The organism is Legionella pneumophila subsp. pascullei, from assembly GCF_900637585.1.
Lineage (GTDB): Bacteria > Pseudomonadota > Gammaproteobacteria > Legionellales > Legionellaceae > Legionella > Legionella pascullei.
Genome location: NZ_LR134380.1, coordinates 1,492,998 through 1,509,504, shown reverse-complemented (window position 1 = coordinate 1,509,504; position 16,507 = coordinate 1,492,998). Strand labels below are relative to the sequence as shown.

The following is a 16,507-nucleotide window of genomic DNA, read 5'->3' as shown; positions in this document are numbered from 1 at the left end:
TAGTTTACCTTAAGTGACTTATTAATCCCAATAGATTACACTCTATAGTTTTAATTTTAACAAAAATAATATGGGCGCCTATCAATATCAAGCGCTAAAAGTCAATGGCAATGTCAGTAAAGGCGTGATAGAAGCTGACTCTGAACGTCATGCGCGTCAATTATTGCGAGAACAAGGACTAATTCCTACTCAAGTCCAAACCTTAACTCAGCAACGTGCTGCCAGCAGCAAAAGTAAAATTACTGCCGCTGATTTGGCTCTGCTGACCAGACAGCTGGCAACACTTCTGGCTGCAGGTATCCCCGTTGAAGAATCATTGCGTGGAGTCAGTGAGCAAACAGAAAAAGACAAAGTCAGAGAGCTTATCATCGGAGTTCGCTCTAAGGTATTGGAGGGATATGGTTTAGCTCAGGCAATGGCTCAATATCCCAATGCCTTCCCAGAACTATACCGGGCAACAGTAGGCTCAGGCGAGCAGACAGGACGTCTTGATGTCGTTTTAGAAAAATTAGCCGATTATACTGAAAAGCAACAGAAAACTAGACAAAAAGTGCAGCAAGCCTTGATTTACCCATTACTCATGATCATCGTTTCTACTGCCATTATCAGTTTTTTACTTACTTTTGTCGTTCCTAAAATTATTGATGTGTTCACCGAAAGTGGGCAAACACTACCACCAATGACTCAATTACTTATTAACTTAAGCGAATTTATCAAATCTTATGGTTTATATACTCTGGTGGCCATAATTCTGGCTCTGATTGGATTTAAAAAAAGCCTCAGTAATATAAAAATTAAAACAGCATGGCATCAATTCATGCTCAAACTACCTATCGTTTCTTATCTGGTGAAAACAATTAATGTTGCCCGATATATTCACACCTTTGGAATTCTATTTGCTGCAGGAGTCAGTGTACTTGAAACTATGCGTGTTTCTTCAAGTCTGGTAACCAATGTCGTCATGAGACAAGCTTTCGATTTAGCTACTCTGCGCGTCCGCGAAGGAAGTGGAATCAGTGAAGCGCTCAAAGAAACAAAATTTATTAGCCCTATGGCTATCCACCTGATAGCTAGTGGTGAAAAGAGTGGCCAACTTTCCGATATGATGGAACGATCTGCTTCTCATTTAGATAATGAGGTAAATCGACTGATTGAAACATCCTTAACTTTATTAGAGCCGATGGTTATTCTTTTAATGGGTGCTGTTGTTTTATTTATTGTACTTGCGACCTTATTACCTATTTTTTCAATGGAACAATTGGTTGCTTGATTAAGCAGGTTAAGGATTATCAGTGTGCATTTAAAGTTTAAATCTATTCATAGGCCTCATTATTTGTGTTATAATTTAACATTTAGTTTTAAGAGGTACACAAATGAATCGGCAAAAAGGCTTCTCTTTGATCGAAATTATGGTTGTTGTCGTGATTTTAGGTATATTGGCATCTATCGTTGTTCCCAAAATCATGGGACGACCCGATGAAGCCCGTAAAGTCAAAGCAAAACAAGATGTTCTAGCCATTCAAAATGCACTTGATTTATACAAACTTGATAATGGTTCTTACCCCTCAACCGATCAAGGTCTAATGGCGCTCGTAGAAAAACCAACCAGCAATCCTGTTCCAACTAATTGGAAACAATATCTAAAATCATTACCAAAAGATCCATGGGGCAGAGAATACCTTTATTTAAACCCAGGACAACATACTGACGTCGATGTATTTACATATGGAGCAGCAGGACAACCTGGTGGAACAGGAATTAATGCAGAAATTGGTAACTGGGATGACCACTCATAAGGGTTTTACCCTGATAGAAATTCTTATTGTTATAGTAATTATAGGCATAACCCTGGGGTTTGCCTTAATTGCTTTTGGTGATTTTGGGGAAAGCAGGCGTATACAATTTTCAGCTGAACAATTGGCAAATACTCTAAGTCTGGCTCATCAACAGGCCATTTTAGAAACCAGTACCCTTGGGTTAAAAATTGATAATACCAGTTACCAAATTCTGAAATTTCAGGATAAGACAGGATGGAATCCCATATCCAATAAAGGAATTTTTAAACCCTGTTATTTTCCCAAAAACGTTGTGATTAACCTTAAAACGAATCAAAAACATACCCGGGGGAACCCTGCAATCGTTATAGCGTCATCTGGTGACATGACTCCTTTTACGATAGAATTTGGTACAGATAAGGAAAAATGGATAGCCAAACTGACAGGCAGCCATAATGGTGATTTGGATTTTACCATGGCAAAATCTCAATGATGCCAAAAACTAAATTAATCTCCGGATTTACTTTGATAGAAGTCCTATTGGCTCTTACCGTTATTGCAATTGCTTTAACAGCGCTTTTAAAAGCAACTGCTCAAAATACAGAAAACACACATAGAATCAAAGAAAAAACGATTAGCCATTGGATAGCAATGCAGGGTGTCGCAATGATCCAGTTAAATCTGCTACGCACTTCTCAAAGCCAAGAATCGACGCAAGCAACCACCATGCTGGGTCAAAAGTGGTACTGGAGAGCTAAAATTAGCGCGACACCTATAAAACGAATGCAACAGATAACCATTTCAGTCAGTTCCAAACAAATAGGCCCCTTTCGAGAAGAACTCATTGCATTCAGGTACATACCATGATTAAAAAGAGAGGGTTTACACTGATTGAGATATTAATTGCTCTTACTGTTTTTGCTATATTGGCTACTATTACCTCTTCAACCTTATACTATGCATTCAATACTCGAGCTCGAGTTAACGAGCAGGCTGAACGTTTAAATGCACTTCAACTGGCAATAAGTATCATTCAGCAAGATACCTCCCAAACAGTGGAACGTGCTATAAGAGGTAATGAAATGCGCCTATTTCCAATATTTGTTGGTCAGCCTCAATATCTTGAACTAACCAGAGATGGCGTAGTAAACCCAAACAGCGCTGAAAAACGCAGTACCCTGGCACGAATTGCGCTCGTTTGCCAGGATAACAAATTACTGCGTCGCACATGGGGTACTTTAGATCCTGTAGACAGAAATATCTATAAAGATAAAGTACTACTCGATAATTTGTCTGAATGTCATTTCAACTATTTAAATCAAAACTTGCAGCTTCTCTCTGAATGGCGAGAACAGGCAGTCAATCAAAATCAGCAAAGAGAACCTCTGCCTAAAGCAATCCAAATGAATCTCACCTTAAAGGACTGGGGAGATATGAACATGCTTTTTGTCATACCAGGAGCGCTCTATGTTTATGATTAGCTCACTTCCAAAATCCATTGCCAGTTCAAAAATACAAGGAAGTGCTCTTTTAACGGCTCTATTTATTATGACATTGGTTGCCATAGTCGCTACGGCTATGAGTACGCGATTGCAACAGGATATTTACAGAACAAGATTAGTTATTACTCAAGATAGACTGTATCTTGCCTCTCAGGCAGTTACTTTCTGGGCTCTCAATGAATTACTTGATAAAAATAACCGCTTTACAAAAACCAATCAGTTAGGGATGGTAGCCCAATACCCTAAGAATATGGAATTCATATATAATCAAGTCCAATTAAGTGGCGGCCTTTTTGATTTGCAAGCGCGATTCAATCTCAATAACCTGGTTGAGAAAAAATCCATTCCCACTTTAATGCATCTCATAAGCCACGCCTACTCAAAAGCAACAAGCCGGGAACGAGCTAATATAGCCCTTGGAGTAAAACATTGGTTGCTTGCTTATGATCTGAGTCGTGGAGAAGATATTTATACCTCTTATTATCTCTCTCAGAAACCTCCTTATTATCCAAGTCATCAACTTATAAAAAGTAAATCTGAATTTCGATTAATAAAAGATGTAAGTGCACCTGCTTATCTAGCCCTTGATCCTTTTATCACCGCTTTGCCTGAATCAACAAGCATTAATATTAATACCGCCCCAAAACAAATATTGATGTCATTAGGCGATGGATTAAGTGACGCTCAAGCAAATGAATTAATAACTGCCCGAGGGGAACATGGTATCACTGATCTGAAAGAGATCAATGAGCTATTAAAAAAATTCAATATTCCCAGCGATCAAATAACCATTGAAAGTCAATATTATCTCAGCGTAGCCTATGCTAAGAATGATGAATTTAGTTTGGTTGTGTATTCTTTGTTAAAGCGCAGTCGAGACCGAAAAGGTAAGTTATTAACAAGCGTCATCAGAGAGAGTATTAATAATTTCTGACTTTAGCTCAAATACTCCAAGCTGCATAAATACATAATAATCTCCATTTTAATTAATAGTTTGCCATCAAATTTTGATTTTTATCGGGAATGAGTGCCTTTAGTTTCTAGAAAATGTAACTCCTATAAAGTTTCATCTGCATTAATCTAATTATTTTAATATAAACAGATTGTTTACTATACTAATAAGTATAATTTTATACATTTTTATCTTGGTATGATCTTTATATTATTTTTTAACTGCTTACGAGAAAAAAAATCAGCATTGATAGTTATTTCAATTTTTAACAAACAACTGTACAAATTTTTTACAAATTACTTGTTATGATTAATATTATTCAAAGCAGAAATAAGAAAAACCATAATACTTCCTCTAAATTGAAATCAGAAATTGAGAAGGAGCAGGTCAAGCTGCTTTTTGAGCAAGTTACTATGGCTATATCAGGTGAGGCTTTAGCAGTAACTATTTTACCTATTGCATTATGGTCTGTTACAAATCATGGATTACTTATTGTTTGGATGATTTTCACTTATGTTTTTTCAGATCTTTATAAGGGTATTCTTCTATTCTATTACAATAAACAACCAACATTGTTTTCAACCAAAAAATGGTTGTTCCTTTTCAACTTAGGTGTTATAAGCTCTGGCTTAGCCTGGGGATTTGCCAGTTCAATAATGATTCCCACCTCAAGTACATTACATCAAATTTTTGTTGTCTTTATGATTACAGGAGTGACTGCGGCAGCTAACTCTCTCTATTCACCAGTGCGATTATCCTATTTTTTATTTCTGGTTACCTCTTTTGCCCCTTTCACTTTATGGTTATTTTCACAAGGTCAAGTTTATTTATTACTGGGTTTTTGTGGAATTATTTATATGGGTATTATGCTCTTTATTTCATATTACTCAAACAAGGTTTTGATTAATACTTTAATGATGCGCTTTAAAATTACTAATTTAAGCTCAATTAAAGATATTTTAGAAAAAAAGGTAAATGAACGAACTAATGAAATAGAAAAGATCCTGGCTTTAACCAAATCAATTTTAGAGTCAACTGCTGATGGCATTTTGGTTGTTGATCTCAAAGGGAATATTGAGTTCTGCAATCAGCAATTTCTCAAGATGTGGAGCATTCCACCGGGTTTTGTTGACAGCCATAATGATGCAGAAACACTTCAATATGTATTGAATCAGCTTAAAAATCCAGAAGAATTCTTAAATAAAATTAAGGAACTGTACAATACGCCGCACCAGGAAAGCTTTGATGAGTTGCACTTCAAAGACGGTAAAATTTTTGAAAGATACTCACAACCCCATTGGTTAGACAATAACATTGTAGGGCGTGTTTGGAGTTTTAGAGATGTGACCTTAAGGACCAGATTAGCCTATCAAGCCAATCATGATTTTCTAACTGGTTTGCCTAATCGTACAGCCCTTTACGATCGTCTGGATCATGCGATTAATTACTGTAAACGATTAAATACCACATTATCAGTATTGTTTCTGGATATTGATAATTTTAAGTTAATTAATGACAGTTTAGGCCATGATGCCGGTGATATATTATTGTATGAATTTTCCATGCGTCTTAAAGGATGTATACGTCATAGCGATACAGTCGCTCGATTTGGTGGTGATGAGTTTGTCTTGTTATTGATGACCACCGAACCTAAAGATGTTGTTTTAGTAGCGCAAAACATTTTAAAAACTGTTGCGCAACCTATCAAATTGCCTACACAAGAAGTCATAGTTACGACAAGTATCGGGGTTAGCCTTTTCCCTAAAGATGGGCTTGATGCAAGCACCTTACTCAAAAACTCTGATACTGCAATGTACCTGGCAAAAAAGGAAGGACGCAATAATTTCCAATTTTATAATAATTCGATCGATCAACAATCACTCAAACGCCTGGAATTACAAACACAGATACACAATGCACTTAAAAATAATGAATTTTTTATTCTTTATCAACCCATCTATAATTTACGCAGCGGTGAATTAGTGGGTGCTGAAGCTCTGATACGCTGGGGACATCCTGGTATAGGACTCCTCTCTCCGGATGAATTTATTCCTATTGCTGAAGAAACTGGGGTAATTAACCAGGTTGGGGAGTGGGTGTTAAGACATGCCTGCATTCAAAATAAAACCTGGCAACTTATGGGGTTACCGCGTATAAGTATTTCCGTTAATGTCTCATGGAGGCAGTTAAAAAATGGTAATTTTATCGAGATTGCAGAATCTGTATTAAAAGAATCCAGATTAGATCCTCAGTATTTGGAAATTGAATTCACAGAAAGCACTATGATGCAAAAATCAACGCCCATTGATTCGGCTTTAATAAAAATTTCCAAATTAGGCATTAAAATGGCAATTGATGATTTTGGTACAGGCTACTCTAACTTAAGTTATTTAAAGACTTTCCCTGTCAATAAACTTAAAATTGATCGTTCCTTTATCCAAAACTGCACCACTAACCCAAATGATGCGTCTATAGTTGAAGCAATTATTGCCATGGCCCATAGCCTCGAACTCAAAGTATTGGCAGAAGGAGTGGATACGATTGATAAGGCGTTTTTTATGCATCAACATGGTTGTGATGAAGTACAAGGTTTCCTTTATGGATTACCTGTTAAAGCTGATAAATTTGTGAAATTAATGCAAAAAACTAAAATCCACCATTCAAAATTTATTAATAAAACATAAAATTATTACTTATTTTATTAACTATAAGTAGAAGCACTATGGGCTAATCCTCATAGTTCTCTTTGCTTTCCAATGGCCCCAAATCCTTTATCATTTTATCTGCTTCCAATTTTTCTTGTTCAGTCAACTTGGCTTCCAAAGATTTAAGTTGCTTCGCAGCTTCCTCATTTTTATTTTCAGCAGCAATTTTTAACCAGGCATAAGCTTTAACCAAACTCTTGTTGACTCCTAATCCTGCTAAATACATATACCCCAGCTTGGCCTGACCCACAGGATTTCCCTGATGTGCTGACTTTCCAAACCAATAAGCTGCCTGTTGATAATCTTTATCAACACCTGTACCCGTCAATAATAATTGTCCTAATTGGGCTTGTGCTTCTGGTTGCCCCTTTTCTGCTGCGGATTGATACCAATAAGCTGCTTTCACAGGATCAGCATCTACGCCATACCCTTTAAGGTAGTAGTAAGCCAAATAAGTTTGTGCATTAACATGCCCATGATTGGCTGCTTGAGAAAACCAATAAAAGGCAGCTTTATCATCCGCACTAATTCCACCCTCCTGTCCTGTATACAATAAACCCAGACTGTACTCGCCCTTTTCATCTCCCTGCTCTGCGGCTTTTTGATACCATTCAAATGCTTTTTTTACATCTTTTGGAGTTCCTTTACCCATCATATACTGATAGCCCAAATTCACTTGTGCCTTGCTATAGCCCTGTTCCGCCGCCTTTTTAAACCAGATAAATGCTTTGTCATCACTGGCAGCCACACCATCTCCTGTAGCATACATTAATCCAATATTTCTTTGTGCAATGGGATTCCCTTGCTCTGCTGCCTTCATGTACCATTTGAAAGCTTCTGCAAAATCCTGTGATATACCCTTACCTGTATCGTACATAAATCCCAAGCTTAATTGAGCCAATGCATTATTTTTATCAGCTGCTTTTTGATACCAATTTCTGGCCTCTTCATAGTTAGTTGTCACCCCATATCCATATTGATACATGCGTCCCAATAAATACATAGCCTCCTCATTGCCTTCTTTGGCAGCTTGCATTAAATGTGGGTAGGCTGTGGTATAGTCGCCATTTTCAAATGCTGCAAAACCAACCAACTCATCAGCCCAAAGAACAGTATTAATTGCCAGTAATAGAGCTAACAAAGAACCACGCATACTTGCTCCATTTTATTTCCTTTTAATTTAAGCGTAGAATAAAGAAACAACAAAGCAAGTAATTGTTCGGTTAAGGCATGGAAAAATTTACAAAAAATCTTAATCCTGAAGAAACAATAGCCAAGTTAGTTAACAACGTTTTCTTTAAACAGAATCTAAGATAATAACACTCACGATTTGTTAAAAACTTTTGGATAAATAGAATAAAATCTGCAAAGATTCCCATTTAAAAGTCTCAAAAGAATCAATGCAGCCCCTTTGGCGAAGAGTTTTCTTCCCGTATTTATCCAATAGAATACGGGAGCCAAGCATTACAATTCTTTAAACGACAATGGTGTATGAAATATAGAGCTGTATTATATGATTATAGCGCTTCGAATATCGCAGCAGCTCCCATTCCGGTTCCAATACACATGGTTACCATACCGTAGCGTCCTTTTGTTCTTCTCAATCCATGAAGTAAAGTAGCTGTTCTTATGGTTCCAGTTGCTCCCAAAGGATGTCCCAGGGCAATAGCTCCACCTAATGGGTTAACTTTGTCTCTGGGTAAATCCAGGTCTTTAATAACAGCTAAAGCCTGAGCTGCAAAGGCCTCATTCAATTCAATCCAATCCAATTGATCTAAGGTAATTCCAGCACGTTTTAGGGCGATAGGGATTGCCCTTACAGGTCCAATTCCCATAATTTCAGGCGGTACTCCCGCAACAGCATAGCTCATTAAACGTCCTAAAGGTTTTAAATCATACTGTTTTAAAGCCTTCTCACTGGCTAATAATGCAACTCCCGCTCCGTCACTCATCTGAGAACTATTTCCTGCTGTCACTGTCCCTTTTAAAGAAAATACCGGCTTTAATTTAGAAATAGCTTCATAAGAAGTATCCGCTCTGGGACCTTCGTCTTTATTTATCAATTTTTTCTTTATTTCAACCTTTGAAGTTTTCAGATCAGGATATCTTAATGATATTTCGATAGGACTTATTTCAGCATTGAAATCCAGCCTCTCCTGCGCAGCAATTGCTTTTTTGTGACTTTCTATAGCAAATTCATCCTGTTGCTCTCGAGTAATTTCCCAACGCTTGGCAACATTTTCTGCTGTAATACCCATACCATAAGCTATAGCAACGTGTTCATCATTAAAAATGGATGGATTTGCAGTATATTTGTTTCCCCCCATAGGTACCATGGACATACTTTCAACACCACCACCTAATGCTAAATGAGCCTCTTGATTACGGATAGTATCCGCTGCAGTAACTATACTTTGTATACCGGATGAACAAAAGCGATTAATCGTCATTGCTGGAACAGATTGTGGAAGATCAGCCAATAAAGAAGCAATTCTTGCTACATTCATACCTTGTTCCGCTTCTGGCATTGCACAACCTATTACTACATCGGCTATCTCTTGCCAATCGAGGGTTTGATGCCTATGAATTAAACATTTTATAGTATGAGCCAATAAATCATCAGGTAATGTGTTTTTAAAAATACCTCTTGGCGCTTTGCCTACAGGTGTACGTAGTACGTCAACTATATATACGTCAGTCATCCTATTTCTCCTTGCTTAATTGCGCAGTGGTTTACCAGTCTCTAACAGATGACTGATTCTGGCTTGGGTTAATGGTGTATTGGCAAGTTTTATGAATGCTTCTCTTTCCAACTTTAGCATCCATTGTTCATCTACCAAGGTTCCATGATTGACGTCCCCACCACACAACACTTTCGCCAACTCATTAGCTAGAAAATAATCATGTTGTGATATAAATCCACCTTCCAACCAATTCACTAAACCGGATAGCAATCGGGCATGCCCCTCAATACCTGCCACTTTAAATCGTTGTATTTTCATAGGAGGAAGATAATTAACTGCTCGCATGGCTTTTATTTTTTCTAAAGAAGCATATAAAACCTCATCAGCATGCATTACAATGGCATCAGCCGCACGTAAATACCCCATATTTCTAGCTTCCACCGCACTTGCAGCTACTTTTGCGGTTGCTATTTGTTGAAAAACTGGCGATATAAAAGTCAATAAATCAGCTTGTTGAGCTTGTTGCGCCGAACGCATAGCCAGTTCTTTACAACCACCACCAGCAGGTATAACTCCTACTCCAGCCTCAACTAAACCAGGATACGATTCAAAAGCAGCAACGATGGAATCACAATGCATGATTAATTCACAACCACCGCCTAATGCACGACCTCTTAAAGCAGCTACTGTTGGAATTGAGCTGTATTTTAAGCGCATTGCCACTCGTTGGAACTGTTCTACCATATGCTCAAGAGCTTGAATTGTTCCATCTGTTAATAATTTGGAAACACCACGTAAATCAGCTCCTGAACTAAAATTGGATGCGTCTTGTTGATAAATAATTAATCCTTGGTAATCCTTTTCTGCGATATCCAAGGCAGCCTCTATACCATCGAGAACTGATTGACCAATTGTATTGGCTTTGCTTTTAAAACTAACCACAGCCACATCATCTTTTAAGTACCATAAACAAACACCCTCATTTTCATAAAGAACATGAACAGGATGGTGTGATTCCTTTAATACCCTGTCATGAAAAAATTGTTTATGGTAAACAGGCAAATGACTTCTGGCCTGGTAATTCTTTTTACTGGGCGAAAAAGCGCCTTCTCGTGTGTAAAATTCCTTTATTTCATATAACCACTCAGGTAGTTTTGCGCTTGATAGTGCCGTATTGTCCAGTATTGATTGATCAATTTGTCGAGTCACACTGTGTAATTCAGAAAGCTGCCAGGTTTCAAATGGTCCTTGTGACCATCCGAATCCCCAACGGATTGCCAGATCGACATCCCTTACATTGTCAGCAATCTCTTCTAAATGATACGCACAGTAATGGAATAAATCTCTAAAGCAGGCTGCTAAAAATTGAGCTTGCTTATTACTTGATGTCATTAAGCTCTTCATTCGAGCTTCAGGATCCATAATACGCATGATAGCTTGCAGTTCATCACTTACTTCTGCTTGAGAAGGTCTATATTGACCCGTTTGGATATCATAAACTTCTATTACTTTACCAATTTTTCGATAAATTCCTTGACCGGATTTTTGCCCTAAATGACCTTGTTTAATTAAATTATTCAACCAGTCTGGCAGATTAAACATTTTATGCCATGGATCGTCAGTTAATTGAGACTGCATGGTATTGATAACGTGTTGCATGGTATCCAAACCAACAACATCCATGGTACGAAAAGTTGCAGATTTTGGTCTTCCTAATAAAGGACCAGTCAAGGCGTCCACTTCATCAATTCCCATATTCATAGCTAAAGTGTGATGCAAGGTGGTTAATAACGAAAAGACTCCTACACGATTCGCGATAAAATTGGGAGTATCTTTAGCTCTTACAACTCCTTTACCCAAATACTCGGTTAACCAAGTTTCCAAATAATCAAGCAAATTAGATGATGTGCTATTGGCAGGAATTAGTTCTGCCAAATGCATGTAACGCGGTGGATTAAAAAAATGGACCCCGCAAAAACTGGATCTATGCTGAGCGGGCAATACATCACATAACTTATTGATACTTAGCCCTGATGTATTGCTGACTAAAATTGTTTTATCAGATAAATGAGGTGAAATTCGCTTGTATAAGTCCTCTTTCCAATCTAAACGTTCCGCTATCGCCTCTATGACTAAATCACAAGAAGATAACTCTTCCAGATTTTCTGCATAATTTTTTGCTTGTAATAACTCACTGGCTTGTGAAGTTGCAAGAGGAGTTGGTTTTAGTTTACCTAAATTGGCAATCGCTTTATCGACCAAACCATTTTTAGGTCCTTCTTTGCCAGCTAAATCGAACAGTAAAGTCTCTATTCCGGCATTAACGCAGTGTGCTGCAATTTGAGCACCCATAACGCCAGCCCCTAAAACCGCAACTTTTTTAATGAAAAAAGGCTCCTGCATTGTTATTATCCTCTTGTTAATAATCGATTGATGCCTCTATGAGTGAGATTTATAGGTAACAGGCACTTACCATTCGCTAAAAGGAGCAATAACCTAATGTTATTGCTCCTTTCTACATCCTAACTTAAATTAAAACGAATACCCTGCGCCAAGGGCAATTCATCTCCCCAATTAATTGTATTGGTTTGTCGCCTCATATAAGCTTTCCAGCTATCTGAACCTGATTCACGTCCACCACCAGTTTCTTTTTCGCCTCCGAAAGCACCTCCTATTTCAGCCCCTGAAGTACCAATATTAATATTGGCAATACCGCAATCACTTCCACAGGCGCTGAGAAAGAGCTCTGCATTTTTTAAATTTTGGGTGAATAAAGCTGACGAAAGCCCTTGGGGAACACCATTATGTAAAGCAATAGCCTGATCCAGTGTTCGATAGGACATAACATATAGAATAGGAGCAAAAGTCTCTTCCTGCACAATATCCCAATCGTTTTTTACATCACAAACTAAAGTAGGCTGAACAAAGGAGCCGGCTTGTTTTAATACTTCTCCACCATAAACAATTTGACCTCCTGCTGCCTTAATTCTACTTATTGCTTTTTTAAATTGTTCAACAGCTTGCTGGTCAATCAAAGGACCCATTAAATTTCGTGTATCGAGGGGGTCTCCAATAGTTATCTGTTCATAAGCATGCCTTAACCTTTTGATAACATCCTGGTATTTTGATTCATGGACAAACAGGCGTCTCGTTGTTGTGCAACGTTGGCCTGCAGTACCAACAGCACCGAATACTATGGCAGGAATAGCCAAATTCAAATCAGCAGACTCATCGAGGATGATGCCGTTATTACCTCCCAACTCCAGAATACTTTTGCCAAGTCTGGCAGCAACTTTTGCTGCTACTTGCTTTCCAACCGCGGTGGAGCCTGTAAAGGATATAAGTTGTATTCGCTTATCATCTACCATGGCTTCAACCACATCATGAGTTTTGGGGATGACCAAGCCAAATATTTCAGGACAATTATTTTCTTTCAATACCTGGTTACAAATATGTTGCACTGCCACAGCACAGAGTGGGGTTTTTGCTGACGGCTTCCATATGGTAACATTGCCGCAAATAGCAGATAAAAAAGCATTCCAGGACCATACAGCAACAGGAAAATTAAACGCTGAAATCACCCCTACAATTCCGTATGGATGCCATTGCTCATACATACGGTGATTAGGTCGCTCGGAATGCATGGAATTGCCATACAACATACGTGATTGTCCTACAGCGAAATCTGCTATATCAATCATTTCCTGAACTTCACCATCACCTTCCTGTTTAGACTTACCCATTTCCAATGATACAAGACTTCCCAGACTATCTTTTTTTTCTCTTAGTGCCTGTCCTATTTGCCTGATGATTTCACCTCGCTTTGGAGCTGGCACTTTTTTCCAGGCTTGTGCTGCTTGCTCCGCTCGCCGCATAACCTGCTCATAATCATCCATAGTGCAAGTAGCTATTTCAGCAAGCTTATTTCCAGTACTGGGATTGAAGGATTCCAGAGTATGGGCATGGTTGTCACTGTGCCAACCATGTCCACTAAAAGCTCCGGGGTTTACTGATTTAATATTTAAACATTGCAATAAATCCATAAGATTCTCCTAGGCATAATATTTGCCGAAGCGATTTTCCAGCACATGAGACAATTTAAATTTTTCTTGCAAAATAAGCCCTTTATACTCATTCCCCTGTCCCAATACCAAATCAACAACAGCGCATACACCCGAAGCTGTACTGACCTGAATAGCTGACCACTCTAAACCTCGAATTACTTCAGGGTAAATTTTCTTAACATAACTTTTTTCGGTTAACTCGCCCTGCTTAATACCCTCAACCGTAACATAAACTATCACGATATCCTGATATGTTTTTGGAATAGCATTTTCCAGTATTCTTTTTAACGTTCCTCGATCTTCATTTAATCGTAAGTCATTCATTAAAAAGCGCATTTTTTTACAATGTCCTGGATAACGCATGGTTTTGTAATTCATGGACTGCACTTTTCCAGCATAAAGTTCAGCCAAACTTCCCAAACCGCCAGAAGTGTTGAACGCTTCATATTCACAACCATCAATTTGAATTGATTCCAACCCTTCCAGTGGAGCCATAACCACATCTTTCCCACCTTCTATGCCATAACAAGGATTACCATATTCATTAATAACCCCATCAGTGGACCAGGTTAATGAATAATGAAGCGCATTATTAGCACGTTGAGGCAATGCTCCAACCCTTAATCTGGCATGATGGCACTGCTCAAATTCCTGCATTAAACTATTGGCCGCAATACTGATAAAACCTGGAGCCAATCCACATTGAGGAACAAAAGCTGTCTCAGCATTTTCAGCAATAGCTTTCACAGCCTCTGTTACAGAGGTATCTTCCGTCAAATCAAAATAATGAGCTTTGGCAGCTTTTGCGGCTCTGGCAACATGAGTATTTAAAAAATAGGGAAGACTCGAAATCACTGCGATAATATTATGCTTTTGCAAATAGGCTTGAGTCGATTGTTCATCTTTAACATCCAATGCAACCGTTTTAATCTCAGGCAGTGCGGTTAATAATCTTGTCACATCAGAACCATTAAATTCCAGATCAGCTAAATGAACCTGATAAGACCCACTATCGGCCAGTAGACATGCAATTAGGCTGCCTATTTTTCCAGCACCAGTAATCATTACGTTGTACATACAATCCTTCTCCTTTGTAAAACTTGATAATCCTACACAAATTATCAGCGATTAGATAGACCCAAAGCATGATCAATACAGCAATTCTTGATATCACTTGACCTATTTGCCTTACTCATTTATCTTGACCACTTTAATCAGTTTAGTTGCAACATGAAGCAAGCTGCTTTGACACATTCCACAATAATACACACTTCAACACTAAACCAATATTCAAAGTTCGTTGTTGTATTTTTAGCGGGTTTATTAGCCCCTTTGGGGTTTGCACCTTTCCATCTGCCAGGATTAACCATTGTGAGCCTGGCCATTTTATTTTCTGAAGTTCTTCAATGCACTGTTAAACAAGGATTCACTCTTGGTTTCTTTTATGGGCTAGGATATTTTGGCTTGGGAGTATCATGGGTAATTATCAGTATCCACGACTATGGACAGCTTGATTACTTTCTTGCTGGTATCATCACCTTATTGTTTATCATGTATCTTTCTCTATTTCCTGGAATAGTAGGTTATTTATTAAAATTACTTTCACCCAAGTGCAATTTATTAACACGTATGCTTTTGTTTAGTACCCTTTGGTGCCTGAGCGAGTTCATACGTTCCAAGCTTTTTACAGGATTCCCCTGGTTATTAATTGGTGTAACCCAAATCGATACACCATTGAGATATATCGCACCAGTAATTGGTGTTTACGGACTTGGATTACTATGCTCTTTTTTGGGCACTCTGCTGGTTCTGATAATCAAAGATAATACAATTAAACGCTATTACTACCTTAGCATTTTTATATTGATACTTATTACTCCATCTCTGGGTGAAAGCATACATTGGACAGAAATTAAGAAAGAACCTATTTCCGTTGGCGCAATCCAGCCCAATCTTTCAATGAGAGACAAGTGGGACGAAACTCTCTTTTGGAATTTATTAAAATACTATGAAAATAAAACAGATAAGCTGCTAGGAAAAAATTTAATTGTTCTACCTGAATCGGCTATACCCTTGCCAGCAAGTTATGTTGAAGATTACCTACAGAAACTGCATGAAAAGGCATTGAAAGCCAAAAGCAGTTTAATTTTGGGAATCTTGCAACCTACAAATCATGATGAAACCAATTTTTACAATTCCATCATTAGCTTGGGAGAAGCAACTGGTGCCTATATAAAACGCCAATTAGTGCCGTTTGGTGAATATATACCGAAACCTTTTATACCCATCAATCGTTGGCTCAATCTTCCAGAGCCTAATGTTATTCCCGGCAGATCGAATCAGCCATTAATTAATATTGCCAATCATCCCATTGCCAGTCTAATTTGCTATGAAATTGCTTACCCCAATATCTTGAGGTCACAAATGCCTGCAGCTCAATGGATAGTCTCTATCAGTGATAATGGCTGGTTTGGCCATTCTCTGGCAAGCTACCAGCAATTACAAATGGCCCAAATGCTGTCTTTGCTTACTGGACGATACCAAATACTTGTGAATAATGATGGACTTTCGTCGGTAATTAACGATCATGGAACCATCGTTGAAGGGCTGCCCGCTTTTAATTCAGGAATACTACAAACGGATATTTTTCCTGCAAATGGTATCACCCCCTGGATAATTTGGAGTGACTATCCTGCTCTTATTTTTTGCATATTTTTTGCTCTTTTTGTTATATTTTTTAATATTAAGCAATTTACAGAAAAATAATCTATTGCTGGCAAAGGCAAGAGGGGTTATCCTTAGCAGTTCCGTGTTATTAAATTTAT

General features: G+C 38.1%; 13 protein-coding genes. 8 read left to right on the top strand and 5 right to left on the bottom strand.

Going from position 1 to position 16,507, the window contains the following annotated elements; translation table 11 throughout:
• Positions 1-70: 70 nt before the first annotated feature.
• The 7 genes from lspF to EL201_RS06900 all read left to right on the top strand — a co-directional run bounded on the left by lspF (position 71) and on the right by EL201_RS06900 (position 6,913).
• Positions 71-1,270 carry a GspF family T2SS innner membrane protein variant LspF gene (gene lspF, locus EL201_RS06930; protein ID WP_027221547.1) on the top strand — a complete coding sequence of 400 codons (1,200 nt, stop codon included), beginning with the start codon at positions 71-73 and terminating at the stop codon, positions 1,268-1,270.
• A gap of 103 nt (positions 1,271-1,373) precedes the next feature.
• A complete protein-coding gene (gene lspG, locus EL201_RS06925; RefSeq protein ID WP_027221546.1) occupies positions 1,374-1,796 on the top strand; it encodes a GspG family T2SS major pseudopilin variant LspG in 423 nt (140 codons plus the stop codon).
• Positions 1,783-2,268, top strand: a complete 486-nt coding sequence (lspH, locus tag EL201_RS06920; RefSeq protein WP_027221545.1) for a GspH family T2SS minor pseudopilin variant LspH — start codon at positions 1,783-1,785, stop codon at positions 2,266-2,268. The genes lspG and lspH overlap by 14 nt, the downstream gene beginning before the upstream one ends.
• Positions 2,265-2,642, top strand: coding sequence for a GspI family T2SS minor pseudopilin variant LspI (gene lspI, locus EL201_RS06915; protein WP_027221544.1), 378 nt, complete (start codon positions 2,265-2,267; stop codon positions 2,640-2,642). The genes lspH and lspI overlap by 4 nt, the downstream gene beginning before the upstream one ends.
• Positions 2,639-3,256, top strand: coding sequence for a GspJ family T2SS minor pseudopilin variant LspJ (gene lspJ, locus EL201_RS06910; RefSeq protein ID WP_027221543.1), 618 nt, complete (start codon positions 2,639-2,641; stop codon positions 3,254-3,256). The genes lspI and lspJ overlap by 4 nt, the downstream gene beginning before the upstream one ends.
• Positions 3,243-4,211, top strand: a complete 969-nt coding sequence (gene lspK / locus EL201_RS06905; protein WP_027221542.1) for a GspK family T2SS minor pseudopilin variant LspK — start codon at positions 3,243-3,245, stop codon at positions 4,209-4,211. Before lspJ ends, lspK begins: the two co-directional genes overlap by 14 nt.
• 323 nt (positions 4,212-4,534) lie before the next feature.
• On the top strand, positions 4,535-6,913 hold the full coding sequence (locus tag EL201_RS06900) for a bifunctional diguanylate cyclase/phosphodiesterase (RefSeq protein ID WP_027221541.1): 2,379 nt from the start codon (positions 4,535-4,537) through the stop codon (positions 6,911-6,913).
• Positions 6,914-6,956: 43 nt separating this feature from the next.
• Here EL201_RS06900 and EL201_RS06895 read toward each other — a convergent pair whose 3' ends face one another.
• The 5 genes from EL201_RS06895 to EL201_RS06875 all read right to left on the bottom strand — a co-directional run bounded on the left by EL201_RS06895 (position 6,957) and on the right by EL201_RS06875 (position 14,759).
• On the bottom strand, positions 6,957-8,087 hold the full coding sequence (locus EL201_RS06895; RefSeq protein WP_027221540.1) for a tetratricopeptide repeat protein: 1,131 nt from the start codon (positions 8,085-8,087) through the stop codon (positions 6,957-6,959).
• A 364-nt stretch (positions 8,088-8,451) separates the two neighbouring features.
• The gene (locus EL201_RS06890) at positions 8,452-9,636 is read right to left on the bottom strand and encodes an acetyl-CoA C-acyltransferase (protein WP_027221539.1); all 1,185 of its coding nucleotides are present in this window, start codon (positions 9,634-9,636) and stop codon (positions 8,452-8,454) included.
• 15 nt (positions 9,637-9,651) lie between these two features.
• The gene (locus tag EL201_RS06885; protein WP_027221538.1) at positions 9,652-12,021 is read right to left on the bottom strand and encodes a 3-hydroxyacyl-CoA dehydrogenase/enoyl-CoA hydratase family protein; all 2,370 of its coding nucleotides are present in this window, start codon (positions 12,019-12,021) and stop codon (positions 9,652-9,654) included.
• 119 nt (positions 12,022-12,140) lie between these two features.
• Positions 12,141-13,661, bottom strand: coding sequence for an L-piperidine-6-carboxylate dehydrogenase (gene amaB, locus EL201_RS06880; protein WP_027221537.1), 1,521 nt, complete (start codon positions 13,659-13,661; stop codon positions 12,141-12,143).
• A 9-nt stretch (positions 13,662-13,670) separates the two neighbouring features.
• On the bottom strand, positions 13,671-14,759 hold the full coding sequence (locus EL201_RS06875; RefSeq protein ID WP_027221536.1) for a saccharopine dehydrogenase family protein: 1,089 nt from the start codon (positions 14,757-14,759) through the stop codon (positions 13,671-13,673).
• A gap of 153 nt (positions 14,760-14,912) precedes the next feature.
• Between EL201_RS06875 and lnt the strand changes: the two genes are divergently transcribed.
• Positions 14,913-16,448: an apolipoprotein N-acyltransferase gene (gene lnt, locus EL201_RS06870; protein ID WP_027221535.1), complete on the top strand. Its 1,536-nt coding sequence runs from the start codon at positions 14,913-14,915 to the stop codon at positions 16,446-16,448.
• Positions 16,449-16,507 lie beyond the last annotated feature (59 nt).